Annotated in this window: 31 protein-coding genes, 1 tRNA gene and 3 pseudogenes; 29 read left to right on the plus strand and 6 right to left on the minus strand. The window is 39.7% G+C overall.

All coding sequences use genetic code 11. The features are described from left to right. Positions 1 to 4: 4 nt before the first annotated feature. The 20 genes from rplP to H6731_00380 all read left to right on the plus strand — a co-directional run bounded on the left by rplP (position 5) and on the right by H6731_00380 (position 9684). Entirely contained in the window at positions 5 to 421 is a 417-nt protein-coding gene (rplP, locus tag H6731_00285) for a 50S ribosomal protein L16 (protein USN50897.1), read from the plus strand. An 18-nt stretch (positions 422 to 439) separates the two neighbouring features. Continuing rightward, on the plus strand, positions 440 to 628 hold the full coding sequence (rpmC, locus tag H6731_00290; GenBank protein USN50898.1) for a 50S ribosomal protein L29: 189 nt from the start codon (positions 440 to 442) through the stop codon (positions 626 to 628). A 13-nt stretch (positions 629 to 641) separates the two neighbouring features. Continuing rightward, complete coding sequence (rpsQ, locus tag H6731_00295) at positions 642 to 911, plus strand: 30S ribosomal protein S17 (GenBank protein USN50899.1); 270 nt, start codon at positions 642 to 644, stop codon at positions 909 to 911. Between the two features lie 34 nt (positions 912 to 945). Continuing rightward, positions 946 to 1314 carry a 50S ribosomal protein L14 gene (gene rplN / locus H6731_00300; GenBank protein USN50900.1) on the plus strand — a complete coding sequence of 123 codons (369 nt, stop codon included), beginning with the start codon at positions 946 to 948 and terminating at the stop codon, positions 1312 to 1314. Positions 1315 to 1326: 12 nt separating this feature from the next. Beyond that, the gene (gene rplX / locus H6731_00305; protein ID USN50901.1) at positions 1327 to 1647 is read left to right on the plus strand and encodes a 50S ribosomal protein L24; all 321 of its coding nucleotides are present in this window, start codon (positions 1327 to 1329) and stop codon (positions 1645 to 1647) included. A gap of 58 nt (positions 1648 to 1705) precedes the next feature. Further along, complete coding sequence (gene rplE, locus H6731_00310) at positions 1706 to 2242, plus strand: 50S ribosomal protein L5 (protein USN51892.1); 537 nt, start codon at positions 1706 to 1708, stop codon at positions 2240 to 2242. An 11-nt stretch (positions 2243 to 2253) separates the two neighbouring features. After that, a complete protein-coding gene (gene rpsH / locus H6731_00315) occupies positions 2254 to 2649 on the plus strand; it encodes a 30S ribosomal protein S8 (GenBank protein USN50902.1) in 396 nt (131 codons plus the stop codon). A gap of 22 nt (positions 2650 to 2671) precedes the next feature. Next, complete coding sequence (gene rplF, locus H6731_00320; protein USN50903.1) at positions 2672 to 3214, plus strand: 50S ribosomal protein L6; 543 nt, start codon at positions 2672 to 2674, stop codon at positions 3212 to 3214. A gap of 39 nt (positions 3215 to 3253) precedes the next feature. Then, positions 3254 to 3643, plus strand: a complete 390-nt coding sequence (locus H6731_00325; GenBank protein USN50904.1) for a 50S ribosomal protein L18 — start codon at positions 3254 to 3256, stop codon at positions 3641 to 3643. 26 nt (positions 3644 to 3669) lie between these two features. After that, on the plus strand, positions 3670 to 4161 hold the full coding sequence (gene rpsE / locus H6731_00330) for a 30S ribosomal protein S5 (GenBank protein ID USN50905.1): 492 nt from the start codon (positions 3670 to 3672) through the stop codon (positions 4159 to 4161). Positions 4162 to 4203: 42 nt separating this feature from the next. After that, positions 4204 to 4395: a 50S ribosomal protein L30 gene (gene rpmD, locus H6731_00335; protein ID USN50906.1), complete on the plus strand. Its 192-nt coding sequence runs from the start codon at positions 4204 to 4206 to the stop codon at positions 4393 to 4395. A gap of 32 nt (positions 4396 to 4427) precedes the next feature. Continuing rightward, positions 4428 to 4871: a 50S ribosomal protein L15 gene (rplO, locus tag H6731_00340; GenBank protein USN51893.1), complete on the plus strand. Its 444-nt coding sequence runs from the start codon at positions 4428 to 4430 to the stop codon at positions 4869 to 4871. A gap of 73 nt (positions 4872 to 4944) precedes the next feature. Further along, positions 4945 to 6315 (plus strand): preprotein translocase subunit SecY, encoded by a 1371-nt coding sequence (gene secY / locus H6731_00345; GenBank protein USN50907.1) that lies wholly within the window; start codon positions 4945 to 4947, stop codon positions 6313 to 6315. 44 nt (positions 6316 to 6359) lie between these two features. Beyond that, positions 6360 to 7010 carry a nucleoside monophosphate kinase gene (locus H6731_00350; GenBank protein ID USN50908.1) on the plus strand — a complete coding sequence of 217 codons (651 nt, stop codon included), beginning with the start codon at positions 6360 to 6362 and terminating at the stop codon, positions 7008 to 7010. Positions 7011 to 7123: 113 nt separating this feature from the next. After that, the gene (gene rpmJ, locus H6731_00355; GenBank protein USN50909.1) at positions 7124 to 7237 is read left to right on the plus strand and encodes a 50S ribosomal protein L36; all 114 of its coding nucleotides are present in this window, start codon (positions 7124 to 7126) and stop codon (positions 7235 to 7237) included. Positions 7238 to 7310: 73 nt separating this feature from the next. Beyond that, positions 7311 to 7664, plus strand: coding sequence for a 30S ribosomal protein S13 (gene rpsM, locus H6731_00360; GenBank protein USN50910.1), 354 nt, complete (start codon positions 7311 to 7313; stop codon positions 7662 to 7664). 40 nt (positions 7665 to 7704) lie between these two features. Beyond that, a complete protein-coding gene (rpsK, locus tag H6731_00365) occupies positions 7705 to 8088 on the plus strand; it encodes a 30S ribosomal protein S11 (GenBank protein USN50911.1) in 384 nt (127 codons plus the stop codon). A gap of 56 nt (positions 8089 to 8144) precedes the next feature. Next, positions 8145 to 9179, plus strand: coding sequence for a DNA-directed RNA polymerase subunit alpha (locus H6731_00370; protein USN50912.1), 1035 nt, complete (start codon positions 8145 to 8147; stop codon positions 9177 to 9179). A 25-nt stretch (positions 9180 to 9204) separates the two neighbouring features. Beyond that, the gene (gene rplQ, locus H6731_00375) at positions 9205 to 9594 is read left to right on the plus strand and encodes a 50S ribosomal protein L17 (GenBank protein USN50913.1); all 390 of its coding nucleotides are present in this window, start codon (positions 9205 to 9207) and stop codon (positions 9592 to 9594) included. 13 nt (positions 9595 to 9607) lie between these two features. Further along, positions 9608 to 9684, plus strand: a tRNA-Met gene (locus H6731_00380). A 109-nt stretch (positions 9685 to 9793) separates the two neighbouring features. On the opposite strand, the gene H6731_00385 is transcribed toward H6731_00380, so the two are convergent. Next, on the minus strand, positions 9794 to 11197 hold the full coding sequence (locus tag H6731_00385) for an IS4 family transposase (GenBank protein USN50914.1): 1404 nt from the start codon (positions 11195 to 11197) through the stop codon (positions 9794 to 9796). Positions 11198 to 11378: 181 nt separating this feature from the next. Continuing rightward, the gene (locus H6731_00390) at positions 11379 to 11897 is read right to left on the minus strand and encodes a hypothetical protein (protein USN50915.1); all 519 of its coding nucleotides are present in this window, start codon (positions 11895 to 11897) and stop codon (positions 11379 to 11381) included. Between the two features lie 257 nt (positions 11898 to 12154). Here H6731_00390 and H6731_00395 point away from each other — a divergent pair, with 257 nt between their 5' ends. From H6731_00395 to H6731_00405, 3 genes are all read left to right on the plus strand, one after another. Then, entirely contained in the window at positions 12155 to 12400 is a 246-nt protein-coding gene (locus tag H6731_00395) for a hypothetical protein (GenBank protein ID USN50916.1), read from the plus strand. 278 nt (positions 12401 to 12678) lie between these two features. After that, complete coding sequence (locus H6731_00400) at positions 12679 to 13602, plus strand: hypothetical protein (GenBank protein USN50917.1); 924 nt, start codon at positions 12679 to 12681, stop codon at positions 13600 to 13602. 413 nt (positions 13603 to 14015) lie between these two features. After that, positions 14016 to 14504, plus strand: a complete 489-nt coding sequence (locus tag H6731_00405) for a recombinase family protein (protein ID USN51894.1) — start codon at positions 14016 to 14018, stop codon at positions 14502 to 14504. A gap of 96 nt (positions 14505 to 14600) precedes the next feature. Here the strand turns inward: H6731_00405 and H6731_00410 are convergent, their stop codons facing one another. After that, positions 14601 to 15869 (minus strand): hypothetical protein, encoded by a 1269-nt coding sequence (locus H6731_00410; protein USN50918.1) that lies wholly within the window; start codon positions 15867 to 15869, stop codon positions 14601 to 14603. 105 nt (positions 15870 to 15974) lie between these two features. Between H6731_00410 and H6731_00415 the strand changes: the two are divergent. After that, positions 15975 to 16431 (plus strand): annotated as a pseudogene (locus H6731_00415) (IS6 family transposase). A gap of 170 nt (positions 16432 to 16601) precedes the next feature. Beyond that, the gene (locus H6731_00420; GenBank protein USN51895.1) at positions 16602 to 17651 is read left to right on the plus strand and encodes a Fic family protein; all 1050 of its coding nucleotides are present in this window, start codon (positions 16602 to 16604) and stop codon (positions 17649 to 17651) included. A 72-nt stretch (positions 17652 to 17723) separates the two neighbouring features. On the opposite strand, the pseudogene H6731_00425 reads toward H6731_00420, so the two are convergent. Next, positions 17724 to 18261: pseudogene (locus H6731_00425) on the minus strand (hypothetical protein). Between the two features lie 259 nt (positions 18262 to 18520). On the opposite strand from H6731_00425, the gene H6731_00430 reads away from it, so the two are divergent. The 3 genes and pseudogenes from H6731_00430 to H6731_00440 all read left to right on the plus strand — a co-directional run bounded on the left by H6731_00430 (position 18521) and on the right by H6731_00440 (position 22031). Beyond that, positions 18521 to 21022, plus strand: coding sequence for a cellulase family glycosylhydrolase (locus tag H6731_00430; GenBank protein USN50919.1), 2502 nt, complete (start codon positions 18521 to 18523; stop codon positions 21020 to 21022). A gap of 298 nt (positions 21023 to 21320) precedes the next feature. Next, on the plus strand, positions 21321 to 21677 hold the full coding sequence (locus tag H6731_00435) for a hypothetical protein (protein USN50920.1): 357 nt from the start codon (positions 21321 to 21323) through the stop codon (positions 21675 to 21677). 153 nt (positions 21678 to 21830) lie between these two features. Continuing rightward, positions 21831 to 22031 (plus strand): annotated as a pseudogene (locus tag H6731_00440) (IS1595 family transposase). Between the two features lie 192 nt (positions 22032 to 22223). On the opposite strand, the gene H6731_00445 reads toward H6731_00440, so the two are convergent. Further along, positions 22224 to 22442 (minus strand): hypothetical protein, encoded by a 219-nt coding sequence (locus H6731_00445; GenBank protein USN50921.1) that lies wholly within the window; start codon positions 22440 to 22442, stop codon positions 22224 to 22226. Between the two features lie 245 nt (positions 22443 to 22687). Between H6731_00445 and H6731_00450 the strand changes: the two genes are divergently transcribed. Next, the gene (locus H6731_00450; protein ID USN50922.1) at positions 22688 to 23269 is read left to right on the plus strand and encodes a hypothetical protein; all 582 of its coding nucleotides are present in this window, start codon (positions 22688 to 22690) and stop codon (positions 23267 to 23269) included. Between the two features lie 310 nt (positions 23270 to 23579). Here the strand turns inward: H6731_00450 and H6731_00455 are convergent, their stop codons facing one another. Beyond that, positions 23580 to 24155, minus strand: coding sequence for a hypothetical protein (locus H6731_00455; GenBank protein ID USN50923.1), 576 nt, complete (start codon positions 24153 to 24155; stop codon positions 23580 to 23582). Positions 24156 to 24171 lie beyond the last annotated feature (16 nt).

The raw sequence follows: 24171 nt of genomic DNA on the forward strand, positions 1-24171 counted from the left end.
AAAAATGTTATCTCCTGCAAGATTGAAATATCGAAAAACACAGAAAGGACGACTGCGCGGAGCAGCAAAAGGTGGCTCGGAAATTAGCTTTGGTTCTGTTGCACTGTTAAGCACTGGTGCTGGCTGGGTGACCAATAAGCAAATAGAAGCTTGCCGTATTGCAGCTACTCGCCATGTTAAGAGAGGCGCCAAAGTATATATCCGTATATTTCCAGACAAGCCTGTTACTAAGAAGCCTGCCGAAGTTCGGATGGGTAAAGGTAAGGGAGGTGTTGAAGGCTGGGTGGCCTGTGTCAGAAGAGGAAGAATATTGTTTGAAATTGCCGGCGTGGATGATGCTTTAGCTACGCGCGCTTTAGAGCTTGCTGCGGCTAAATTACCGGTAAGTACAAAAATAATTTGTTCTTCTAATGAACTGTAGGATAGACAGGAGTTATTTATGGCAAATGATATTGCAAAAATGGGAATTGTTGAGTTGAGAAATACTGCTGTTGAACTAAAGAAGAAGCTAGCCCAGATGCGATTTGATAAGGCTACTGGTAAGTTGCTGGATTCTTCCGCGCCGTGTAAGACCAAAAGAGAATTGGCACGAGTTTTAACAAAAGAAAGCCAGCTGACGAAGAAGTAAAAGGATCTAAAAAATGAGTCAGGATAAAAAAAGAGGCATTGGTAGAACATTACGAGGTGTTGTATCAAGTGATAAAATGGACAAAACCATCACGGTCACTGTTACAAATACTGTAAGACATGCGGCTTATAAGAAATTTATGAAACGTTCAAAGAAATACCATGCGCATGATGAAAATAATCAATGTAAATTAGGGGATGTTGTTGTGATAAAAGAATCAGCCCCCTATTCAAAGACTAAAAAATGGCGTTTAGCTAAAGTGGTCGAGACCCGTAAGCTATAGAGTGGGTATAAAAAATTTTGTTTTGGAGTAAGTTATGATTCAAACGCAGACTTGTTTGGCAGTGGCTGATAATAGCGGAGCTAAAAAGATTTGTTGTATTAAGGTATTAGGTGGATCTCATCGCCGTTATGCCTACGTTGGTGATGTTATTGTAGCAAGCGTTAAAGAGGCGTCTCCAGGTTCTAAAGTTCAAAAGGGTTCTGTCGTAAGAGCGACCATAGTACGAACCAAAAAAGAAATTGGTAGAGCAGACGGTACCTATATTCGTTTCGATAATTCGGCTGCTGTTCTAGTAAATAAGGATAATGAGCCAATAGGTACACGTATATTCGGGGCAGTAGCTCGAGAGTTGCGCGCTAAGAATTTTATGAAAATTGTTTCGTTAGCACCTGAAGTGCTCTAGGTGGGTTTTAAAATGAAAATTAAAACAGGTGATCTAGTAAAGGTTATAAGCGGTAAGACCAAGGGATTGACTGCTAAGGTATTATCTGTAGATATTGCCAGTGAACGTGTGGTGCTTGAGGGTGGCCCTAAAAACTTGCGTCACTTGAAACCAGAGAAAAGCAAGAAGCATCCTGAGGGCGGAATTATTGAGCGTCTGTCTTCTATTCATGTTTCTAATCTAATGTTGATGTCTGAAGAAGAAAATAGACCGTTTAGAACTGGGTATTTAATTAAAGACAAACAAAAGCTTAGAGTTACTCGCGGAAAGAACACTACTGGAAAACAAGTCTAAGGTTTTCAGTTACTTGAAGTTATATTGTTGTTAGGAGATAACCATGTCTGGGCCCACTATGCCACGGATTAAGAATTTTTATAAAAAGGAAATAATTCCTAAACTAAAAGAAGAGCTTGGCATTGTAAATATGATGCAAGTTCCTTCCTTGGAAAAGATTGTTCTCAATATGGGTCTTGGTGAAGCAACCCAGAACCCTAAAGCCTTGGAGTCAGGGGTTGAGACTTTGCGTTCTATTTCAGGGCAGAAGCCTGTGGTGACTAAAGCGAGAAAATCTATTGCGACTTTTAAGCTAAGAGAAAATATGCCTATTGGTGTTATGGTCACTCTGCGCGGCGAAAGAATGTGGGAGTTTTTTGATCGCTTAGTAAATATTGCCCTGCCTCGCGTACGAGATTTTCGCGGTATACAGAGCAAATTCGATGGGAAAGGAAATTGTTCCATTGGTATCAAAGAGCAGATCATTTTTCCTGAAGTTGAATATGAAAAAGTAGATAAAGTCCGAGGCCTCAATATAACTATGGTTACAAGTGCGGGCGAAGACAAAGCTGGAAAAATTCTTTTGAAATACTTAGGAGTTCCGTTTAGGAATTAGAAGGGATTGTTATGGTTAATGACCCAATAGCAGATTTTTTAACGCGTATACGCAATGGAGTTTTGGGAAGAAAACAAGAAGTCTTGACTAATTGCTCGAAAATGTCCAAGCGAATAGCTGAAATACTCGAAAACGCAGGTTATATAGCAGGATTTAGTGTCGAAAAACGGGGACCAGCGTCGATGATGCGCGTATCTTTGAGATATGACTCGACTGGTAAATCCGTTATTGAAGGCCTAAAGCGGGTTTCAAGACCAGGATTGAGGGCTTATTCTTCTTCAACTGATCTTCCCGTTGTTAGAAGTGGAATGGGTTTATCCATTATTTCTACTTCAAAAGGCGTTATGACAGGCGTAGAAGCTCGTAAACAAAGCGTTGGCGGCGAAGTATTGTGCTTAGTTTGGTAATAAGCAGTAAGGGTTTATAGAAATGTCTCGAATAGGAAAATTGCCTATCTCAATTCCTGAGAAGGTTGATGTTAAGATTGCAAGCTCCAGAGTCGAAGTAAAAGGGCCTAAGGGTACACTAGCCTTTGATATGCCAGGCAAGATTACAGCGAAAGTTGAATCCGGAAGTGTGGTAGTGCAAAGAAACGATGAGGATGGTGAGTCTAGAAGTCTTCATGGTTTGTGTCGCAGTCAGATTGCTAATATGGTCAACGGAGTGAGCGTTGGCTTTACTAGAGACTTAGATATCAATGGTGTAGGTTACAGAGCTGAAGTGAAAGGTAAAGAGCTCCATATGTCGTTGGGGTACTCTCATCCTGTGGTTTACCCTCTTCCTGAAGGAATAACAGCCGTGGTTGATGGTAAGCGTACAAGAATTACCTTGACAGGAATCGATAAGCAACTCTTGGGAAATACCGCAGCGAAAGTGAGAAGTTTTCGCCCACCCGAACCATATCGTGGGAAAGGGGTTAAATACGCTGAAGAAATTATCAAGAGAAAGGAAGGAAAGTCTGCTGGTAAGTAAGAAGGGGACTTTTAAAGCAATGAGGCTTTGGTAAATATTATGAAGTATGATTTAAAAGCTATAGGTAAAAAAAATAAACAACATGCGCTACATTTGCGTCGTAAGGCTCGTATCAGAAAGATTATCAGTGGAACAGCTGAGAGACCTCGTCTGAGTGTGTTTAAGACAGCCAAGCACGTTTATGTTCAGGCCATCAATGATACGCAGGCCATCACCTTGGCAAGCTCGGGTTCTTTGGATGCTGGAATCAAGGAAAGAACCAAGGGATTAAAAAAGATTGATGTGGCTAGGCTAGTTGGGCAAGCTCTGGGCGAAAAATTAAAAGAAGCCAAGCTTGAACATGCGGTTTTTGATAGAAATGGTTTTCGCTATACTGGACGGATTGCTGCCGTAGCTGATGGTATACGGAGTGCAGGGTTAACAATTTAGATAAGGCAGCGACTCGGAGAAAGGGTATGGAATTAACAAATAAAAAAAATGAAAACTCGAGCGAATTTAGTGAAAAGGTTATTAATGTAAACCGTGTGGCAAAGGTAGTGAAAGGTGGTAGACGGTTTTCATTTAGTGCTCTTGTTGTTGTTGGCGACGGAAAAGGCCAAGTAGGTGTTGGATTGGGAAAGGCTGGTGAAGTACCGGAGGCTATTAGAAAGGGTACCGAGCAAGCCAAAAAAAGCATCCGACGCGTTTCCCTTGATGGAAGCACTATTCCACATCTAGTGGTGGGGCACTATGGAGCTGGCAAGGTGCTTTTGCGTCCTGCTTCAGAGGGTACTGGAGTAATTGCTGGTGGTATTGTCAGAGCTGTATTAGAAGCAGCAGGGATTCATGATATTTTAACTAAATCTATTGGCAGTAAGAATCCGCATAATGTTGTTCGAGCTACTTTAAAAGGTCTTGACGCTTTGCGCTCCAAAGAAGAATATTTTAGACGCATTGCCCGTGCGTAACTGCCTTGACGATTTCTCAGGGAGAAATTGCGGAGTAATAAGATGAGGAAATTAAAAATTAAGCAAATAAGAAGCACTATTGGTAGGTGCAAGAGTCAACGTTTAACCATTAAAGGACTCGGACTTGGAAAAATAAATCGTGAAGTTATCCTGGCTGATACCTCAGCGATTAGAGGTATGGTTACAAAGGTTCAGCATTTAGTCCAAGTAAATATTGAAGATTCAAATAGTTAGGATTATAGGTTATGGAAACAAAAGAAAATTTTTTGGGTCTGCACAATCTTGTAGCTCCTATTGGAGCGAGGAAATCGCCCAAACGTTTAGGCAGAGGTGAGTCGAGTGGCCATGGAAAGACTTCTGGTCGCGGTCACAAGGGGCAAAAGGCGCGTAAAAGCGGTAATGTGAGAATTGGTTTTGAGGGTGGGCAAAATCCACTGGCCAGAAGATTACCAAAGAAAGGTTTTACATCCTGCGCAACTAAAAATGAGATTGTCAATTTGGCTCTTCTGGCGGAGCGTTTTGAGGCCAACTCGAAAATAGATCCCGTAGCTCTCATTGCAGCAGGACTCTTACGTAATGCTCAGAGCCGAGTTAAAGTTTTAGGAGTAGGGGAACCTAAAAGTGGTTTTCAACTTCATGTACATGGAATCTCGGACTCTGCCAGAAAAAAAATAGAACTTTCTGGTGGAAAGATTGAGATCCTAGCCTAATCGTTTTAGCGTAGGATGTTGTCATACACAGCTACTTGTATGAGTAGCTTTCTCTTATGGGGGCGGAGACGTTATGTTCTCTAAGATTTCCAAGTTATTTCAAATTCCCGAACTAAGAAAACGTTTAGCATATACTTTGGCGTTACTCGCCGTATATCGCGTTGGTATTTTCGTTACATCACCAGGGATTGATCGAGTGGCAATCAGAGAGCTTTTGAATGCTCGTCAGGAAAGTGGTGGTGGCTTTCTTAATCTTTTTAACTTCTTTTCCGGGGGAGCCTTGGAAAATGCGAGTGTCTTTGCGCTTGGGATTATGCCTTACATTACCTCATCCATTATTATGTCTCTGATGGCCGTTGTTGTACCTACAGTTCAGAGGCTTCAAAAAGAAGGTGAGCAGGGCAGGAAAAAGATTAACCAATTTACCCGTTATGGAACAGTGTTAATTTCATGTATTCAAGGCGTGATGATTGCCAATTATCTCAAATCGCAATCCTACAATGGACAAGGCGTTGTAAATGCTGATTGGGCAACAGCATGGGGTGGTTTTGGTTTCGTTCTTATGACGGTGCTTACGCTCACAGCCGGAACAGCTTTTATCATGTGGCTTGGTGAAAAAATTACCGAACGGGGAATTGGTAACGGGATTTCGCTTATTATTTTTGCCGGTATTGTTGCGCGACTGCCTAATGCAATTATGGCTACTGTTATGGGGCTACAAAATGGTACATACAAGCCATCTGAGATTATCGTTTTAGTCGTCGTAATGCTTTTAGTATTAGCCGGAATCGTTTTCATCGAGAAAGCACAAAGAAGAATCCCTGTGCAATATGCCAAACGTATTGTTGGTAACAAACAATATGGTGGTCAATCTACCCACCTGCCTTTAAAAATAAACGTTGCTGGTGTTGTGCCTCCTATTTTTGCATCTACTATTCTTTTATTTCCAGCTACATTGGCTAGTTTAATTCATGCTGATTGGATTCAATCAGTTCAAAATGCTTTGCATCCTGGAAGTTGGATGTATCAGTGTCTGTTTGTTTTGATGATATTGTTTTTTGCGTTCTTTTATACTTCTGTTCAATTTAATCCGGTAGATGTGGCTGATAACCTTCGTCGTTTCGGAGGGTTTATCCCAGGTGTGCGTCCTGGGAAGTCCACAGCGGATTATATTGATTTTGTTCTCAACAGGATTACTTTTGGCGGAGCTCTTTACCTGTCTGCTGTTTGTGTGTTGCCCGTGACAATACAATCGCTTACTTCCAATCAGGTTCCGTTTTATTTTGGTGGGACAGGCTTGCTAATCGTAGTTAGTGTTGCTCTTGATACTGTTCAGCAAATTGAAGGCCATTTTATTGCTAAAGAATATGAAGGCTTTTCCGGTAGATCAGAAGTCAAGATTAAGGCGAGAAGCGCAGAATCATCTAATACAGCGAGAGCTTAAATAATTCTGGTATGCTAAGGCACATTAGGATCTGTGGTACTGATATGAAAAAAGCTATTAAACTAAGCCTATTTGGTGTTCCAGGTGCTGGTAAGGGTACACAAGCTGAGTTGCTGACCTCCTTTTTGTCGGTGCCTCATATCAGTACTGGTGATATGTTTCGTGCATTGCAGACTGGTCAATCAGATCTTTCTAAAAAGATAAAAGCTATTTTAGACTCTGGTGAACTCGTTTCTGACGAGCTTGTTACTGAGATGACTTTTGCTCGACTTGGACAGAGCGATTGTGAAGATGGTTTTTTACTTGATGGTTTTCCTCGTACTTTAAGTCAGGCAAAATCCTTGCAGGAATCGGCGTTTGCGATCGATTTTTTGATTGAAATTAAAGTAGAACGCGATGAAATTGTGCGACGCCTTTCTGGGCGTCGAGTTTGTCCTGTGTGTAAGGCAACATATCATATTGATTTTCTTAATAGTGATCTGGTTTGCACAGCAGGGCATGGGAAGTTGTTTCAACGCGAAGATGATAGGTCGGCTGCAATTGAGAAAAGGCTTAATTTATTTGAATCCAATCTAGCTCCGGTATTGGGATTTTACCAAGAAATTGGCCGATTTCGCTCAGTTGAAGGTGCGGGTCAGCCTAAGGAAGTTTTTCAAAGAATTTTGGGGGCTCTAGGGTTTTCCGATGAGGAGTAACTTTAGATGAAGTATGGCTGTCTGGTACTTGTCAAGTGGATTTTTTGCTGCTAGCAAGGCTGGGTGTTTGAATTTTAGGTTTGTTTTTTATTTCGGAAAAAAGGCAAAACGTTATGAAAGTAAGAGCTTCTGTGAAGAAGATTTGTGAAAAGTGTAAAGTAATTCGTCGTAAACGTGTCGTTAGAGTTATTTGTGACAATGTCAGACACAAACAAAGACAAGGTTAGATTTTGTCGATTATTTGACCTGATAGTCAGATGATCAAATATTTTTTTGTTCAAATTGTAGTGGAGTAAAGAAGTGGCGCGTATTGCAGGTGTTGATCTTCCCAGAAATAAGAAAATGGGGACTGCGCTTACCTATATTTATGGTATTGGTCCTTTTGCTGCAGGGCAAATTTTAGAGAAAGCTAAAGTTAACAGTGACTTGAGAACTGATGCGCTAAGTGAAGATGACGTAGCACGAATTCGCGATGTCATCGAACAAAGTTATCAGGTCGAAGGTGATTTGAGACGGCAAATTTCGATGAATATTAAGCGGCTTATGGACTTAGGTTGTTATCGTGGGTTGAGGCACAGAAAGGGCCTACCAGTAAGAGGACAAAGAACTCACTCTAATGCACGGACACGAAGCCGTAAGAAGAGCAGGGCCTAGTTTGTTTAATTTTTTGTTGTTATAATTTAAGGTAAAAAAAATGGCACTTCCGAAGGGAAAAAAGAAGGTAAAGAAAAATATCAGTCAAGGTGTTGTTCATATCTACACTACCTTCAATAATTCGATTATTACCGTAACAGATCCTCAGGGTAACGCGGTTTCTTGGTCTACTTCTGGAGCAAAAGGTTTCAGAGGTTCCAAAAAGAGCACTCCTTTTGCGGCACAAATTGCTACTGAAGAAGCATGTCGCAAAGCTAAAGAGCATGGCATGAGGGCTGTTGAAGTTTATATAAAGGGTCCTGGTGCTGGCCGGGAATCTGCTCTTAGAGCAGTATCAAATCAGTTTAATAGAATTTCATTAATAAAAGATGTGACCCCTATTCCTCATAACGGATGTCGACCTCCTAAACGTAGAAGAGTGTAAAGCTTTTTCGTTTTAGTTGTGTGGGTTTTATCTCTCAGATTGTGCGAAGGTGATTAATGTATCGGAATTGGCGTAGCTTAATTCGCCCGAAGGGCCTAATTGTAGAACGTGATTCATTGAATGAACAGTATGGAAAGTTTGTTCTTGAACCTCTTGAGCGTGGTTATGGCGTTACCCTTGGTAATGCGTTGCGTAGAACAATGTTGTCTTCCCTGCAGGGTGCTGCTATTACTTCGGTGCGCATTGAAGGTGCGCAGCACGAATTTATGGCATTGCCTGATATCAAGGAGGATGGTACCGATATCATACTCAATCTGAAGGAAGTGGAACTTCAGCTTCTTGAGGGCCATCAAAAGACTGTCAACGTAGTAAAGCATGGTCCATGCACAGTTACCGCTGGTGATATTCAGTCGGATGGAACTTTGAAGGTTCTTAATCCAGATAAGCATATTTGTACGGTGAGCGACGGCGGTGTATTTAAAGCTGAATTTGTAATCGGTACCGGAAAAGGCTATGTTTCAGCGTCCCAGTTTCGTGAAGGCAATTTACCGGTTGATTCAATACAAATTGATGCTTTGTTTTCTCCGATCCGCAAAGTTAACTACAACGTTACTAACGCTCGGGTAGGAAGACAAACTGACTATGATCGTTTGGTTCTGGAAGTTTGGACTAATGGAGGGGTAAAACCTGAGGATGCGGTAGGAATTGCATCTAAAATCCTGAAAGAACAACTTTCTATTTTGATCAATATTCCAGAAGATGTTGAACCTACTGTACCTGAAGCAGAAGAGCACTCTGAGAGATTTAATGATAACTTGTTACGCTCTGTTGATGAACTTGAACTTTCGGTAAGGTCTGCCAATTGCTTGGCAAATGCTGAAATTAAGCGAATAGGCGATCTAGTTCAACGAACTGAGAGTGAAATGCTTAAGACCAAGAATTTTGGCCGTAAGAGCCTGAAAGAAATTAAGGAAATCCTAACAGAAATGGGTCTTTCATTGGGAATGAAACTAGACAGTTGGCCTCCTAAGAAGACAATTTTGCCGTCTTCGCCTGCTAAAGTAGATGATAAAGACGAAGATAACCACTAGATTATTGAATCGTAGGAATTAGAAAATGCGACATTTAAAACATGGTAGAAAATTAAACCGTAACCAAGGCCATCGCAAAGCTCTCTTTAGAAATATGGCGATCGCTTTGTTGAGACATGAGCGGATTGAAACAACAGATGCTAAAGCCAAAGAGCTGCGCGGTTACACTGAAAAATTAATTTCCTTAGGAAAAAAAGGTGACCTCAATTCCCGCAGAATGGCTGCCAAAAAAATTCATGATGCTGAAATTTTGAAAAAACTTTTTGATGATGTTGCTAAGCGCAATGCCGAGAGAGCAGGTGGTTATACCCGCGTCGTGAAATCTCGTTTCAGAAAAGGTGATTGTGCACCACTTTCTGTCATTGAACTAGTTGAAAAAGGTGAAAAAGCTGTTATTGAGAATGTAGCTCAATAGGCTTTATGCCTTTGGCGAGGTAGCTCAGCAGGTTAGAGCGACGGTCTCATAATCCGTAGGTCGGGGGTTCGAGTCCCCCCTTCGCCACCACGCCTTTATGGCGTTTTTTTTTGCTTAAAGCATGATTTTGTAAAATGACTTCTGGTTTAAAAATATAGTTCGAGTGACAGCAAGTTGTTTCTTAACCTGAGTTTTGCTCTCATGATTGATCACATCTTTTTGTTGACAAGATAGATTCGGCGATTTGGTAACCTTTATACATAGCATAAAGTTCTCTAAGCCCTCGCCATAAGACTAGCCATCCAGGAGGACCGTTATATTTAATGTGTCCTCCCAACCTTGCTATTTGCCTTAAAACTTCATCGACAGTAAGCAATGATTCCGCGGTATAATTTTGCAGCATAGCTAATAATGGAGGCGGTATATAAAGTTCTGGTGAGCTATTTGCTTCATTTGCTTTATTGCGTAGCCGCAGGAGAAACCAGGCTATTGGTATAAAGACTCCCAAACAATTTTTCAGGCTGTGAAAGCTTTCTAACTGTCTTTTTTCATATGAGCATCCAGTTTTAAGGACTTTAAAGTATTCTTCTATGACCCAACGTGAGCAATAGCATTCGATAATCTTTTCGATATCTTGGCGCGAAGCGATTGGTTCTTGAGTGAGTAAAATCCATTCAATAGGCTTTTCATCTTTAGGCGGATTTCGCTCTAGAATAAGAACAGCATTTATATCTAAAGATAATGCATATTTTTTATCTACACAGTTTGATCTTTTTAATGTAATTTGTTTTGCTTTAATATCTACTATCGTATTGCGGGCATCTCTTTTAACAAGCCTTTTATTATTAGCCCCGCCGGATTTTTTATTTCTTCTAGAAAGATGTATTTCTTTAGAAAACAATCTGCTTTCTTCTGCAAATTCCTCGCGTAAATGCTTGCCGTTTACAAGGGCGCGGTCATAGCAGCCCCTAACAATAAATCGATGTTCTTTGTTCGATAAATCAGCAAGCAAAGCATAACTATCTGTTTCACTATCGCATACGTGGATTGCATTTTTAGCGCTTTCGCTGAGTTTAGAAATGCTATCGATTGCGTCATTCCATCTTTGTTTTTCCGATGGCAGGCGACGAGACTGAGTCTGTGTAAGAATCCCTTTTTTTCTGAGTGCATAAGGACTGATTTTTTCACCGCGCTTAAAACAATGCAACCCCAATGTACCTAATGGTTCTCTATCTGACGCAGAAATAGCTAAACTGAAATGACCAAAGAAGCTTGCACTTTTACCTAGTGAGGTTGTTCCAAGGTCTCGTCTCTTTCCTGAAAATACAAACTCACTCGAATCATGCGCAATAATAATATCATTATTCTTATTGCACATACGCTTTAAAGTAGCTTGTTTGTGCGGTTCTAAAATGTCTTTTATTTCTATGTAAGGATTTTCCACAAACCGATAGAACCCCTCTAATTCTGCCGAACTCCCAAATGCCTCAGGAAAAGATTTCTCTGGACTTTCAATAACCGAGCTAACAATTGATAAAAGGCGCTTAGTTAAGCGCTTATCACCAAGATTTGATTCTATAAATTCTGTTCTTATATGATTCATTGAAAAACTTGATCACATCAAATTAAACTTGAAAATGCTTAAACGACTTTGTCAACAAAAAGATGTGATCAATCATGAGGGTTGCCCTGAGGTTTTTTTTAGGGTCTGTCCCTAATTTTCCATTATCGGGAACCCTTCTTGTCCTCGCCTTGCTGCGGGTGTTCAGAAATTAAAGGCTCAGTTAATTTCTGGGATTGGTATTATAGTTAGATAAAAAACAATGATTGTCATAAAAAAAGCCTGAACCAGTAGGCACAGATGTATTTGTTGTCATACATATCAGCAATGTCATGCCCTCTGGCGAGATCCTACCTTTATGATAATCCATCTGACTCACATCTTTACGCTTACTAGCTTTTTTTGCATCTCTAACGGCTTTTACAAGTATTTCACTGTTTATTCCATATTCAACAGCTTTAAGAAGGCCCAGAAGTGTTCTTTGGTTAAGCTGATCGCGTTTTTTATGTGTATTAAAATATGCCTTATCTCGTGCTACACAGTATGCTTTTTTACCGCAAAAGCCCTCTACTACATTATTAAGATCAATACTTGCTATTTCACCCTCCAGACCACGAATTGTTTGTTCATCTTGAGGAGAGACGCTTACTGGTTTATTTTGAGGAAACTTTTTAATTTCATGCGGTTCCTTTAATGGTCCACACCCTCCTAAAATCATCATACTTAATAAAATATATTTCATAATCCTTACTCCTATTGTATTTATGTTGAATACTTCATTGATACTAGCGTCACAATAGACTATACGATAAATATTTCCTAGCCTGATTCTGAGGCCGTAAAAACAGCGAAGGATGTTTATTACTTTTTTAATCCTTATGGATTTATGGCAAAAAAAATTACGCATATCTTTCGCCAAAACCTTAAACTTAACCTTGCCAAAGTCAAGGCGGCATCTTTAATGATTGCAGCACTCCTTGGTGGTCGCACAGTGTCCAGTTGTCTAAAATAGCCAGGCACTTTGGTGGTAAGGCCAAATCCGATTCCTCATTTAGGCGTTTGCAAAGACTTTTGTCTAAACTCTCTTTGCCTAAGGAAGACATCGCTCGATTAAATCTAAAGATCATGGGCCTTGATAAGAAGCCTGTAACTTTGATTTTTGATCGAACCAACTGGATGTTCGGCAATCAGCACATAAATATTTTGTTTTTGTGTGTAGCTTTCAAAAGTTTGGCTGTACCGTAGTACAGTAATAAGGGCTTTATGGGCTGTAGCCTTATTCCAACACAGGTAATCAATATAGTTTTTGTCTTTGCGCTTGGTTTTTCGTAGGTCCAAGAACGCATAAAAGACTATGTCACTTTTTTGAGCAAACAATTGCTGTTTTGGCTCCAAATGTTAGGGAAGGGTAGGTGGGGTTTTTCAAAAAAAGTGGTTTATATTACTTATAGGCTGTACATTGGCTAAATCAAAAAAAGGCTTTTATGGTGCTTATAAACTGTGTTCGGAGTAAGGGATATCTTGTGTCAAAAATACTTATAGTCTTTTTTATACTATGCCAATTCAGTTGCGTAGTTGACCGTGAGCAGGAAAGGGCAAAAAATGGCTATGCTTCTTTGTTAAAAGACTTCCTTCTTAGAAAAAGCCACCTTGAAGGGCCAGAAGGTACGCTCTGTTTTGCTGATAAATGTCTTTCTAAATTGGCTGATACCACTACTGCTACAACGCCATTTCTGGCCGACTACAACACCGCTCCTATAGCGAGTGTCCCCCTACTTATGGCCTGTTTTCCTTATGAGATGACTGCGCGAATACCTTCCATTATTTTAGAAGCTATTAAGGAGTATAGAGTTGAGAAGGAATTCATAACATTTTGTCTTAACGTGCAGGCAAATGGTTCGTTGCTAGAAAAAGATGCGCGAACGGGTGAAAAATTTACCCGTCTTAAGGCCCATGGTTGGCTGAGTCCAGATGCTCCAAAAGATGAAGAATTGCGAGGAGATCTTGCCAATCGGAATCTTTTGTTTGGAATTTACGACGCACCCAGCACGTTAAAAGCCATTCCTGGCGGGCTTGTTGAGCATCAATTAGTGCCCTTTCCCGTGCATACTCATCAGGTTCCAGCCGGACGATTGCCACTTTCTCCACTAAACATGGCAAAAATAGCCATTCATGAAGATAGCCCCTCATTGTCATTCTTTAGCTTGGTTATTGATGCGTGGCCTCCCGCTGGATTAAAAAGAAGGGCAGGCATAACGCTGCATTTAATCCTTGATTCTAACGATGCCGACTCAGGTCAAAGTTTGGAGAAGCTTTTTGAAATGCTCAATGAAAGCGATAAAAAAATATCTTTTGGTGATTTTATTCATCAGCTAAGAAATTTGGAAAAAGATACTCAAAAAGAATATCTACAGCCTATTAAAGCTATTTTTAGAGAATCATGGTGAGAATAATTCTGGTTCTATTTAATCAAAGCGCTCATTGAAGGTGAAGACACAACATTCGTTGCTCATCATTAAATATCCCCAGACTTTTCTTGTAAACCATAGTTTAGCCAAGTGCTATGCAGCATCGATCAGATATCTGAGCGTATTTGGGTTAAGTTCAGGCAAACCCCTGCTACGGATAATTGACCATGAAACCTCAATCCCACAATTAAACGATGACCACACGGTTATGGGATTTAACCTTCATGCGTCGGAAGCAATAGAGGCGGATGATAGGTCAGGGCTCGAAAGGGTTTTAAGGTACATGGGCGTCCACCTCTGTCAAAGAAGCGTCTCCAACTAGCCCCAGGTGATGTGGTTGTAGTTTAGAAACTCGCCGTTTGTCTCGTTCATTAAAGGATTTGCTTATCATTATGGAGCACATCGATAAAGCTGGAAGCGGATTTCGTTCTCTAACCGAGTCGATTGATACAACCACCCCGGCTGGGCCCATGATGATGCAAATGGTTGGAGCATTTGCCGAGCTCGAACGAGAAATGAGCAGAGAGTGTATCAAAGCTGGTCTTCAGGCTGCACGCGATCTGGGTCGCATTGGCGGACGACCTTCAAAAGCCGAACGCGGTGTTAGATTTTTCTTTCGCGTGGCCAAAGGCGATGATGGCGAGTTTGCTCCAGAACGCTCTTATATTTGCGTAGAAAATGTTTCTGGCAATAAATCGGCAGGTGCGGATAAATCACATGACAAAAGTGCAATAGCTGAAAAATTTTTGCGCATGTTGTCAACCTACCATCGAGTTGGTTTTTGCCCGCGCACGCGTGTGCTCATGTGTGACGCTGCTTTGTCAGAGTCGCGCTTGAAGGCTCCCTCTGCCCAAATTCCTCGCCTAGCATGGATTCTTTAAGACCGGATTAGCTATTGGCCTGAAAATGAGCATAGTTTTACCCAGGAACCGGGTGTTTTAAATATCAGCATTTCATTGCTGAATGAATTTTGTATTTTATTTTCCAATTTTTATGCTTTGGTCGCGTATCCCAACGTGCAGTTCTTTATCAGTAACAATAAGGTGAAATTTATCTGATAATTTTTCATAAATAATATATTTAGTAAAAAGAGAATAAGGCCTTAGATTGGCTTTTTTCAATTGCCTAAATTCATTGGCAGTTCTAAAAGCATAATTTTCTCCATTCATAATTTCTTTTTCTTCCAACTTGCCATCGCTATTGAGCAACCAAACCCCTTTATCTGTAAACACTTGAACGACCGAGCCATTTTCGGCTTTAAAAATGGTAGGGTTGTTAGGGATAGTTATTTTATTCAAAGCACCATCTTTTAGAATTTTTAAATCCCAAATATGTTCATGCATGCCATCTTTGCTAATTCCGACTGACTTTAAAGCAAAGAGCATTGCCTCATCATCAAACAAGGCAAAAATTGAACCCAACTCATGAGCTGAATACTTTTTGACTCCTCCTAGCAATTTCTCGTCAGAACTTCCTCCAGGTAAAAGTTGGTTTTTAGGGATAGCAGATATGTCATATGACCTTTCTGTTGCATTATATTTTCCCAATATTATGCCATCTCTTCTAGGTGCAACGTACATCAGCATTTTTTCAGTATCTAGGCCCAACATGTGGCCGTTGCTATCCTTAATGCTCGTATCCCATTTCTCATTAAGAGCCATCGAATTAAATTGGAAAAAAAACTGGTCCCTATTTTTTAAAGCAATGACCTCTTTGTCTTGTGGCCCAGAAGTTACTACTATTGAGTTAGTTCCGTTCCATAATTCGCTATTCTGCCATTTTCGAATCAATTGCCCATTTTGAACCAACCCGATTCCAGGCGAAACCAGTTCCCCCACCAAACGTGCCTTGTTTTTTGCGTCAAATATAACTCGATTATCTTTAAGCGGGTTTAACTCCCTCAAAGTAAAATTAGCAAAAGTTGTTGTTAAATCTACTAGTTTAAATCCCAGCCCATCGGAAGAAAAATATAATTCATCTGATCCTTTTCTTTTTCTGGAAATAAAATAAATGTGGTCATCAGTGAGAGTAAATAAAGTGCTCGCTGTATGTGCTTGAATAACAGTCTTTTTTTCATAGTTACCGATATTTATGCCAAAATCACTCAATGGGTATTTTTTCCATAATGTGACGTTATTTATTATTTCTTCTTTGTTTAAACTATCTGGCAAACAAGAATAAAAAAATGTTAAATTGAAAACTATTAATGGGAGAACTATTATTATTATTTTCTGATTAAAAATCATCAATATATCCACATCAAAAAGAGGTTTCAATTGTGCTATTTAATCGATAGTGTTGCAAAAAATCCTGATTTTGTGAGTGAACTCCATTTTTACTACTATTGATGGATGAGAAAACACACTTCATCAGATTTTAAATGGCGGCATTATCAAGGCGAAGCAATCCTTCTTTGCGTACGTTGGTATCTTTGTTACAGGGTCAGTTATCGTGCCCCAGAAGAGATGATGAAAGAGCGTGGCCTAAATGCCGATCATACAACAATCTACCGCTGGGTTCAGCGCTATGCTCCCAAGATACAAAAGCTGCCAAGCTGTTTTTAGGCAAGTTATCAAGGTTAGGCAGGAGTCCTGAGCCACGGGCTTTAACTGTTGAGCGCAACCCATCATATCCGGCTGCCTTATCTCAACTTCAAATGGAAAGCACGTCATAGCATGAGCTATTTCTCTTACAAAACAGCCGTCAATACAATTTGCGGAATTGAAACAATGCATATGCTATTCAAAGGTCAGCCCTACCACTTAATGGATACAAGTTCACTATCAATTAAAGTTCATCAACAGATAATTTGGACTGAGTGACCCAATTCTTGAAATGTAAGTTAACCTATTGAAGGGCCTCTTTGTACTCTGCCATTGCTTGCAGCGCTGCCTTTTGTGGGGAACAAGGAATAAATGAGTGAAAATGGATGTAGTATTGGGGTTGACAAATGGGTGTATTTGGGTGAACTATTGGGTATGATTAGGATAGAAACATTAAGAATAACTCAAGAAATTCTTTCACTAGTAGCTGAAATTGATGAATTTAAAGGTGCTTGGAGAGCTTTAGGTACTCTTGCTCCGGAACGCTTATCTGCTTTACGCCGTGTTGCTACCATTGAAAGTATAGGTTCTTCAACCCGCATTGAGGGGAGCAAGTTAACCGATAAAGAGATTGAAAAATTACTTTTAAATCTCCAAATAAAAACATTTGAAACTCGTGATGAACAGGAAGTTTTTGGTTATGCAGAGGTCATGGAACTGGTATTCAGGTCTTTTGCAGATATTAACTTTAATGAAAACCATATTAAACAACTGCACCGTGATTTATTAAAATATAGTTCTAAGGATGATTATCATCGCGGCGAATATAAAAAAAATAGCAACAGTGTTGCTGCATTCAACGAAGGAGGTAGGCAGATAGGAATTGTCTTTGAGACTGCAAGTCCCTTCGATACGCCTAAGTTAATGACAGAAATAGTGACTTTTGTAAATGAAACATTGAACAACAAAAGTCTTCATCCTCTTTTGGTTATTGCTATTTTTGTAGTTGTATTTTTAGAAATACACCCATTTCAAGATGGTAACGGTAGATTAAGTAGAATTTTAACTACGCTGTTATTGTTGCAAGTTGGTTATCACTATGTTCCTTATAGTTCATTAGAAAGCGTGATTGAGCAGAGCAAAGAAGGTTATTACCTTGCTTTGCGTCAAACCCAAGGAACTATTCGTACAGGTAAGCCTAATTGGCAACCATGGATATTATTTTTTTTGCGTTCATTATCTCAGCAAATGAAAAGATTGGCTAAAAAAGTAGAGAGAGAGAAAATTATACTATCAGTTTTGCCTGAGCTATCTCTGCAAATTTTAGAGCACGCACGAGAACATGGTCGTGTAACAATTGGTGATATGGTCCAACTCACGGGAGCGAGTCGTAATACTCTTAAGGAACATTTTAGAAAATTAGTTGAAAAGCGCCATGTAACTTTGCATGGCAGTGGGCGTGGTGCTTGGTATTCTTTAACCTAGCTCTCATCTCAAAAATGGGTAGTGTTGCAAAAAATCCTGATTTTGTGGGTCGTGTCCCAAATTTGTTGAAACCTAAATTTCGAGCCCAAATTCATATTTGTTAATGAACAATCCAAGCACGATATCGTGCATAGTCTCAGACTTAGAAAAGCAAATAGTTTTTCGCACCAGCCGTTTTAATCTTGTTCGTAGAGTCAAATGCTTTCGCTCGATCTTTTGGGTATTTTCTTTCCCCATGGAAAGACTTCTCGACGGAATATGCCTATCGTATCTTCCCCAACCATCTGAGAAATAGTGCTCTATCCCGAATGGCTTTAAGAGCTGCTTTAGTTTCAGCAATGCGTCGTCATGGTGCTTACCAATAACGTAAGCTAGGACTTCGCCAGTCTCATGAGCTATGGCATGCCAGAGCCATTCATCGCCATATCGACTATCTTTTCCTTTATCTCTGACAGCCAGCCCTTATTGTTATAGCTCACTATGAAGGTTTACTATCGCAAGCTTCATTTTGATAGGAATAGCGTTGCTTATTGTTGCTTGTCTTGCCAAATTTAACGACTGATTCGGTGTCTTTGCAACGAGGACATTCCAGCGGTAAGTATACAGTCACGACCTGCCTCTCAAATCTTGTTCTCGAAAAAACTCAATTTGTTAACGGACGGACCGTAGAATTTAGTTCAACAAATTTGGGACACGACCGGCTTGGGTAGGTAGGCATTTTCAAAAAAAGGCTTTTGTATTACCTAACTCTGTCAACGATCAGACTCATCGGGTGCGCGATGATAAATGCGATAATTTTGATCTCGAAACTCTTCGCAGCAACAGCCTGAATCTTTTTTGGATACGGAAAAGCAAAATGGAGGTAAAAATTGTATAGCGCGATTACCATGGTTAAAAACCTACTTGTCAATAAAAATCCGACCATCATTTTGGCGGTGATTTTAACGGTCTTAGATCTTTCGTGCGTAAAAAGTTCATTAAACTTAAACATCAAGCCAAGTGAGATAAAAACAGCTCTCAATCACTCTCAAGCTACAACCAATGAATTTTTCTTCCAAAAGCAACGACGTGGCACCAATCTGTTCGATAAAAATGAGCCATTCGATTTAACAACTATCCGCGAAAAATTCAAAGCCATAAGACGGATGAATCTAGATTTTGTAAGGATGACGCCTTCGAAATGGAAAAGCGCGGCAAAAAATGCACAAGATGGCGACTTTCTCATAGGTCCGATGAATTCTTATAAGGGAATTTACAAACCTGATCTTTCGACACTCATTAAAGTGCTTGATATTGCTGCCGAGGAAAGAGTCAAAGTAGTGTTGGTCTTTTTAAATATCCCTAATCGAAGATGGCGGCAGCATACGCGAAATCAAGTGCAAGAACGAAAAATCTGGGAAGACTTTAAAGCACAAGATACCGCTGTGAGTTTTTTCGATGACTTGATGCCGCATATCAGAAATCACCCAGCTCTAGCCGGTATCAACCCATTGAACGAACCCAAACCAGAAGCAGGCCCCATAAAATATGATGGCGAATCCACTAAAGCATATGCCAAATGGTACGAGAGTGTTAAAGGCACCCCTCAAGACATCAATTTATTTTATCGCCGACTGGTGGAACGCATACGACACTGGTCAGCGAATATTCCTATCATATTAGATGTGGGAGAAGACGCATGGTACACAGGTCTTTCCATAATCACGCCCATTGATGATGAAAAAATAATTTATTCATTTCATATGTATGCGCCCTTTAGGCTTACCTTTAAACGCGTGTTAGCAAAATATCCTGGCTTTGTTCCTTATAGAGTTAAAAAAAACTATGGAGACAACTGGGATAAAAATAAATTAGAAAAAGAACTTAAACAGATTGAAGAATGGCGGATAAGAAATCGCGTAAATCCCAATAGAATTTTTGTCGGTGAATTTGGTATCCATCGTGATGTTCCAGGCGCTGTTGATTATATGAAAGATATCGTCAGCATTTTTGAAAAATACAATTGGCATCATGCTTACTATTCTTTCCGTGAAGATAATTGGAAAGTGATGGATAGTCCTGCTAAGGAAGTTATCTATCGTCCGATGAATTATGAATTGGGCATTGACCATAAAAATTTGTTTCTTGTGCAAAATAGTAATTTTAGTTCGAGACCTAACTATCGACTTTTATCGCCGTCACCATTCATGAGTATCTTGAAACCGCGAAACAAATCCAATCGTCCTGTAAGCCCTCTAATGGGCTGGAATAGTTGGAATTGGTTTGGAAAAAAACAAATCAATGAAAAAATTGTTGAAAAAGTGATCGATGCTATGAGTGATACTGGTTTAGTTGCCGCCGGTTATAAATATATTGTTGTCGATGGTGGTTGGAGAGCACCTTCATTGGGTAAAAATCGCGAACTTCTATGGGATCAAAATAAATTTCCCAAGGGAATTAAATTTCTTGCCGACCTAGCCCATACCAAAGGTTTGCAATTTGGATTACATGTCGTGCCAGGAACTCACGACTGCGGGATGGATCCGGTTGGTAGCTATGGTGTCGAAGAATTGCATGCCAAACAACTTGTGTCTTGGGGTGTTGATTTCATCAAACTAGATGCTTGTGTTTATCACAACTCGAGCGACTGGCCACCAAATAAATTGCGCGAAACCGTACAAAAATGGAGGCACATTTTGGACGAAATTGATGGTGGCAAAAATGTGCATCTAAGTGTTAATGCTATGGGCGCCAAAGAGTGGTATCGCGAGCTGGCCACCTCAGGACGAACAAGCGAAGATATTCGACCAAAAATATTTGGCGGTGCGGTATTTGATAGTGATTTTACAGGCGAGTTTCTTTCGGTAATGGATGTAGCCGAAATAAATAGCAAGGCTCAATCACTTGCTGGTAATGGCTATTGGAATGATGCTGATATGCTCGTGGTAGGCGATCCAAGCTTGACTCAAGACGAGCAAATGACCCATTTTGCACTATGGTCTTTAATGACATCGCCACTCATGCTTGGTAATGATCCAAGAAATATGAACTCGTTCGAAAAAAAACTCCTTACTAATCCATCGATTATTGCTGTCAATCAAGATCCAACAGAACAGGGATACCGGATCCAAAAGATTGGCGAAGTAGAATATTGGCGCAAACGATTGAATGATGGCTCCTGCGCTGTGCTGGTGATCAATAGAGGCAAGCAAGTTGAAGATGTCAGCATTACGCAAGATCTCACCATCATGCCGACAAATTTTTCCATATATGATCTCTATCGCCAACAATCCATTGCCCAAAATTTGAGAATGTTTAACTCAAAATTAAAACCGCAAACGAGCATGTTCTTTAAAATTTCCCCAGACACGAAAAATGACCCTTCCGCTTAATGTCCGCCGTAGTGCAGTAATGAGGGCTTTATAGGCGAAAGCTTTATTCCAGTGCAGGCAATCCTATAGCTTTTGGTCGTGTAATTGGTTTTTACGGTCGACCCAAAAGCCCACAATGGAAATTATGTCGACTTTTTGGGTAGCCGATTGAGATTTTAGGTCCAAATGTTAGGGAAGGCTAGAGAGTCAAAGGCTTTGCGTCTAGATTAAAGTCTCGCAAAAATTGAACATGACTCCAGCTAAAAAAGCTTTTTAAATTGTTGAGGAGCATTTTTATGGCTGAGCAGTTTGGAGTTTATTGAAAAGCGAAAAAATAATCTTAAAAATTGCATCGAGTACGTTTTCAATAGTGGATAGAGAGTTGCGTAACAAAGTATTAGCACTCTTTAGGGGAAAAAAATCAGCTGCTTCGCAAATTTTTTGGCATGAATATGCAAGGCTTAGTAATCAGAATCAATATGCGAAAATTGAAGAGTTAGAGGTCTCTAAGAAGAAGTCTATTGTCGACTCATGCGTAATTTCAGAAGATGGTGACTCATGCCTTGTTCAGTGCGGTGACCGTATTTATACAAAAAATGTTATCATCGGTAGTTTTTCAGGAAAAAATTTTGCAAAAAAAGGGTTCATGGCAATGGCACCGAGCGGAAAGTTCTAGCTGAAAAAAAAAACGGCTGAAAATTTATTTCAGCCGAAAAATTTTTTTAAGAAAAACTCGCTCTAGACTTTGTTACCCTCGTTGTGCCGATCTTTTTAACTTTAGTTTGGAACGCATGACATATTGGCAATCGCTTTCATTAATGTCACGGTCGTCAATCACTCAAAGCTGTTTGCTGAACAACAAAACCATATCAATGGTATTGAAAATTTTTGGAACCAAGCCAAACGGCATTTACGCAAGTTTAACGGCATAAAGCACGACAAGTTCTGTTGCTTTCTTAAGGAGTGTGAATGGCGCTTTAATGGGGGCAATCATCAACAGTTTCTAAAGCAGCAGCTAAAATATTGGTAAAAAACACTAAGCACTAACTCTTAGCCACTTCATCCCCAAGTTCGTATGCTCTCCGTAAATTAAAATACTTTACCGAGGCTTATAGGCAGGATAAACCCTATTTTCCCTCTGGTCAGTGTACAAGCTCACTAAAAATTCTACTCGGACAAAATTTTGGGGGATCGGGTACTGGATGCCCGCTCTCCTCACTATTTAATTGATTTTTGTTTCCAAAACATAGCTGTATTCAGAACCAAAAGTTCCGCTGGAGGTATAACTACAAATCATATACGTGCCATCTGTACGCTTTTCAAAGAGAGGGCTACCAGCTGTTGTCTTAGCCAAACTGTCCCAACTAAGAGTAGGAAATTTATTCTGACCAGATGTCATTGAAAATGGTTGATTGCCATCTTTGATAATTACGGTTGGCAATCCACCGTAACCTGAGGTTCCTGGATCAGTGTGTAAATATTGAAAATAGAAATGAGGAAGCTAGCTACCTGCCCTAAACGCTCATCTCGCCGTCACATAATCGATGAGCTTAGCCAGAAAACCTAGCTTTCATAGTTAGTTAAGGGGAATTGTATAATATTTTAAATATAACGTAATAAGATCTATTTTAATTAACAAGTAAGCATGCTTAATGTAGGAGTATAATTATTTATTTGGAATATTTTATGAATTTTTTAAAAATATTGTTAGTGTTGCTTTGCGTATTTTCCAGAATGTCGCTGAGCTTGAACGTCAGCATAGAAGAAAATATTAGTGACGTGGACGACGATGATTGGGAGATTGACTCGGATAGCCCAAACAAGAAAGGGAAGAGCCAATTTGGATCGAAAGAAAAAAAAGGAGTGAATTCTGATGCTTTTTTTCGAAAGACTGGTTTGAGGAATGAGAAAGACAAAGAACTTTTTAGCAATTTTTCTCTTTATAACCGCACTCCAGTGAGACTTGATGATGAAAATAAAAAGGTAGAAGAGGTCCGCTTAGCTGAATGGCTACCCAGTAGTGCTACTCATTTTGAAATACGAGAGTGGGTACCTACTAGGAAGCCTCCAATAACAAAACAAAAATTCGGTCATCGAATTAAATTCGGCTGTAAGCAATGCGGCGCTAGCGAGACGCCAGAAAGAAGGCGAGGACCGAGCGGTAAGGTTGATTTGTGCAATGCATGCGGTCTTCAATACAGGAAAACAAAAGATAATTCTTCCGAAGAAAACCTGGAAAGAATAAAAATTAAAAATTTGTTAAATTAAGCTCATCCTTGCTTAAGAGCTAACCAAAAGAGCATGAGGAATGGGTAAAAACACTGGACCGTTGACGTTTTTGACTAAAAAATTTCGCAACAGGTCCCATGTTAACAGAATTTTTCTGCTCTATTGGTTGATGATTTACTAAAATCCTAAAAACTCAATCCAGTTAAAGCTATTAACAACAAAATAGTCGAAACCGCTTAGGCTCTTTATCGATGAGCGAACTTATGACTTGATAACAATCGTTCGTAAAAATATTAAAAATAAAGCGCTGATAAATTATTCATATAATAACTGCTATGTTTTAATTGATTTACTGTAATATAAAATAGTCAATCTCAATATTAGAAAACTGCTCAGCAAGCTTTGATGATTTAGCATAAAGTCGGGTAAATTGCCCGCCGGCATTATGACCAACTACAGTTAGGCATTGCAGATTGGGAAAGCTGTCAGATGCAATTAGATTGCTTAATAACAAGTCAGTTACAGTAAAAGAACTCATTTCAATATACTTATTTTGGGTTATCCCGCCACAGAGCCACCCGTCTTGGTTCCAAAAGAGTTCCTTCGGTTCAATATTGTCGTTTATGGTTTTAAAAAAGGGAACTATAAGCAAAGTATTTTGAAAACTATCATTAAATTTTAAAGTTTCATTCATGGTATGTAATAATTTTTCAGGAGCGTGTTCATGCCCGGCAATTGCCAAAATAATAGAGGTAATGGAGGGATTATTTTGCTCTAATGGATAATTGGAATAGACATTAAGCTTTTGATCAACCAATAAAAAATTGTTGATATAGGTGCCGTTGTTAGGGGGCGTGATCGGATTAGTAAAGCAGGCCAAAGCTAAGTAAAAATAACATGAAACAGCAATTATAATTTTCTTCATTACACCACCAAAATAA

Source organism: Myxococcales bacterium, from assembly GCA_023898405.1.
Lineage (GTDB): Bacteria > Myxococcota > UBA727 > UBA727 > JABDBI01.

Bases quoted from the DNA above. Each gene is read 5' to 3' on its own strand.
- rplP (USN50897.1), top strand. From the start codon at position 5: ATGTTATCTCCTGCAAGATTGAAATATCGAAAAACACAGAAAGGACGA.
- rpmC (USN50898.1), top strand. From the start codon at position 440: ATGGCAAATGATATTGCAAAAATGGGAATTGTTGAGTTGAGAAATACT.
- rpsQ (USN50899.1), top strand. From the start codon at position 642: ATGAGTCAGGATAAAAAAAGAGGCATTGGTAGAACATTACGAGGTGTT.
- rplN (USN50900.1), top strand. From the start codon at position 946: ATGATTCAAACGCAGACTTGTTTGGCAGTGGCTGATAATAGCGGAGCT.
- rplX (USN50901.1), top strand. From the start codon at position 1,327: ATGAAAATTAAAACAGGTGATCTAGTAAAGGTTATAAGCGGTAAGACC.
- rplE (USN51892.1), top strand. From the start codon at position 1,706: ATGCCACGGATTAAGAATTTTTATAAAAAGGAAATAATTCCTAAACTA.
- rpsH (USN50902.1), top strand. From the start codon at position 2,254: ATGGTTAATGACCCAATAGCAGATTTTTTAACGCGTATACGCAATGGA.
- rplF (USN50903.1), top strand. From the start codon at position 2,672: ATGTCTCGAATAGGAAAATTGCCTATCTCAATTCCTGAGAAGGTTGAT.
- H6731_00325 (USN50904.1), top strand. From the start codon at position 3,254: ATGAAGTATGATTTAAAAGCTATAGGTAAAAAAAATAAACAACATGCG.
- rpsE (USN50905.1), top strand. From the start codon at position 3,670: ATGGAATTAACAAATAAAAAAAATGAAAACTCGAGCGAATTTAGTGAA.
- rpmD (USN50906.1), top strand. From the start codon at position 4,204: ATGAGGAAATTAAAAATTAAGCAAATAAGAAGCACTATTGGTAGGTGC.
- secY (USN50907.1), top strand. From the start codon at position 4,945: ATGTTCTCTAAGATTTCCAAGTTATTTCAAATTCCCGAACTAAGAAAA.
- H6731_00350 (USN50908.1), top strand. From the start codon at position 6,360: ATGAAAAAAGCTATTAAACTAAGCCTATTTGGTGTTCCAGGTGCTGGT.
- rpmJ (USN50909.1), top strand. From the start codon at position 7,124: ATGAAAGTAAGAGCTTCTGTGAAGAAGATTTGTGAAAAGTGTAAAGTA.
- rpsK (USN50911.1), top strand. From the start codon at position 7,705: ATGGCACTTCCGAAGGGAAAAAAGAAGGTAAAGAAAAATATCAGTCAA.
- H6731_00370 (USN50912.1), top strand. From the start codon at position 8,145: ATGTATCGGAATTGGCGTAGCTTAATTCGCCCGAAGGGCCTAATTGTA.
- rplQ (USN50913.1), top strand. From the start codon at position 9,205: ATGCGACATTTAAAACATGGTAGAAAATTAAACCGTAACCAAGGCCAT.
- H6731_00385 (USN50914.1), bottom strand. From the start codon at position 11,197: ATGAATCATATAAGAACAGAATTTATAGAATCAAATCTTGGTGATAAG.
- H6731_00390 (USN50915.1), bottom strand. From the start codon at position 11,897: ATGAAATATATTTTATTAAGTATGATGATTTTAGGAGGGTGTGGACCA.
- H6731_00405 (USN51894.1), top strand. From the start codon at position 14,016: ATGGAGCACATCGATAAAGCTGGAAGCGGATTTCGTTCTCTAACCGAG.
- H6731_00410 (USN50918.1), bottom strand. From the start codon at position 15,869: ATGATTTTTAATCAGAAAATAATAATAATAGTTCTCCCATTAATAGTT.
- H6731_00420 (USN51895.1), top strand. From the start codon at position 16,602: ATGATTAGGATAGAAACATTAAGAATAACTCAAGAAATTCTTTCACTA.
- H6731_00450 (USN50922.1), top strand. From the start codon at position 22,688: ATGAATTTTTTAAAAATATTGTTAGTGTTGCTTTGCGTATTTTCCAGA.
- H6731_00455 (USN50923.1), bottom strand. From the start codon at position 24,155: ATGAAGAAAATTATAATTGCTGTTTCATGTTATTTTTACTTAGCTTTG.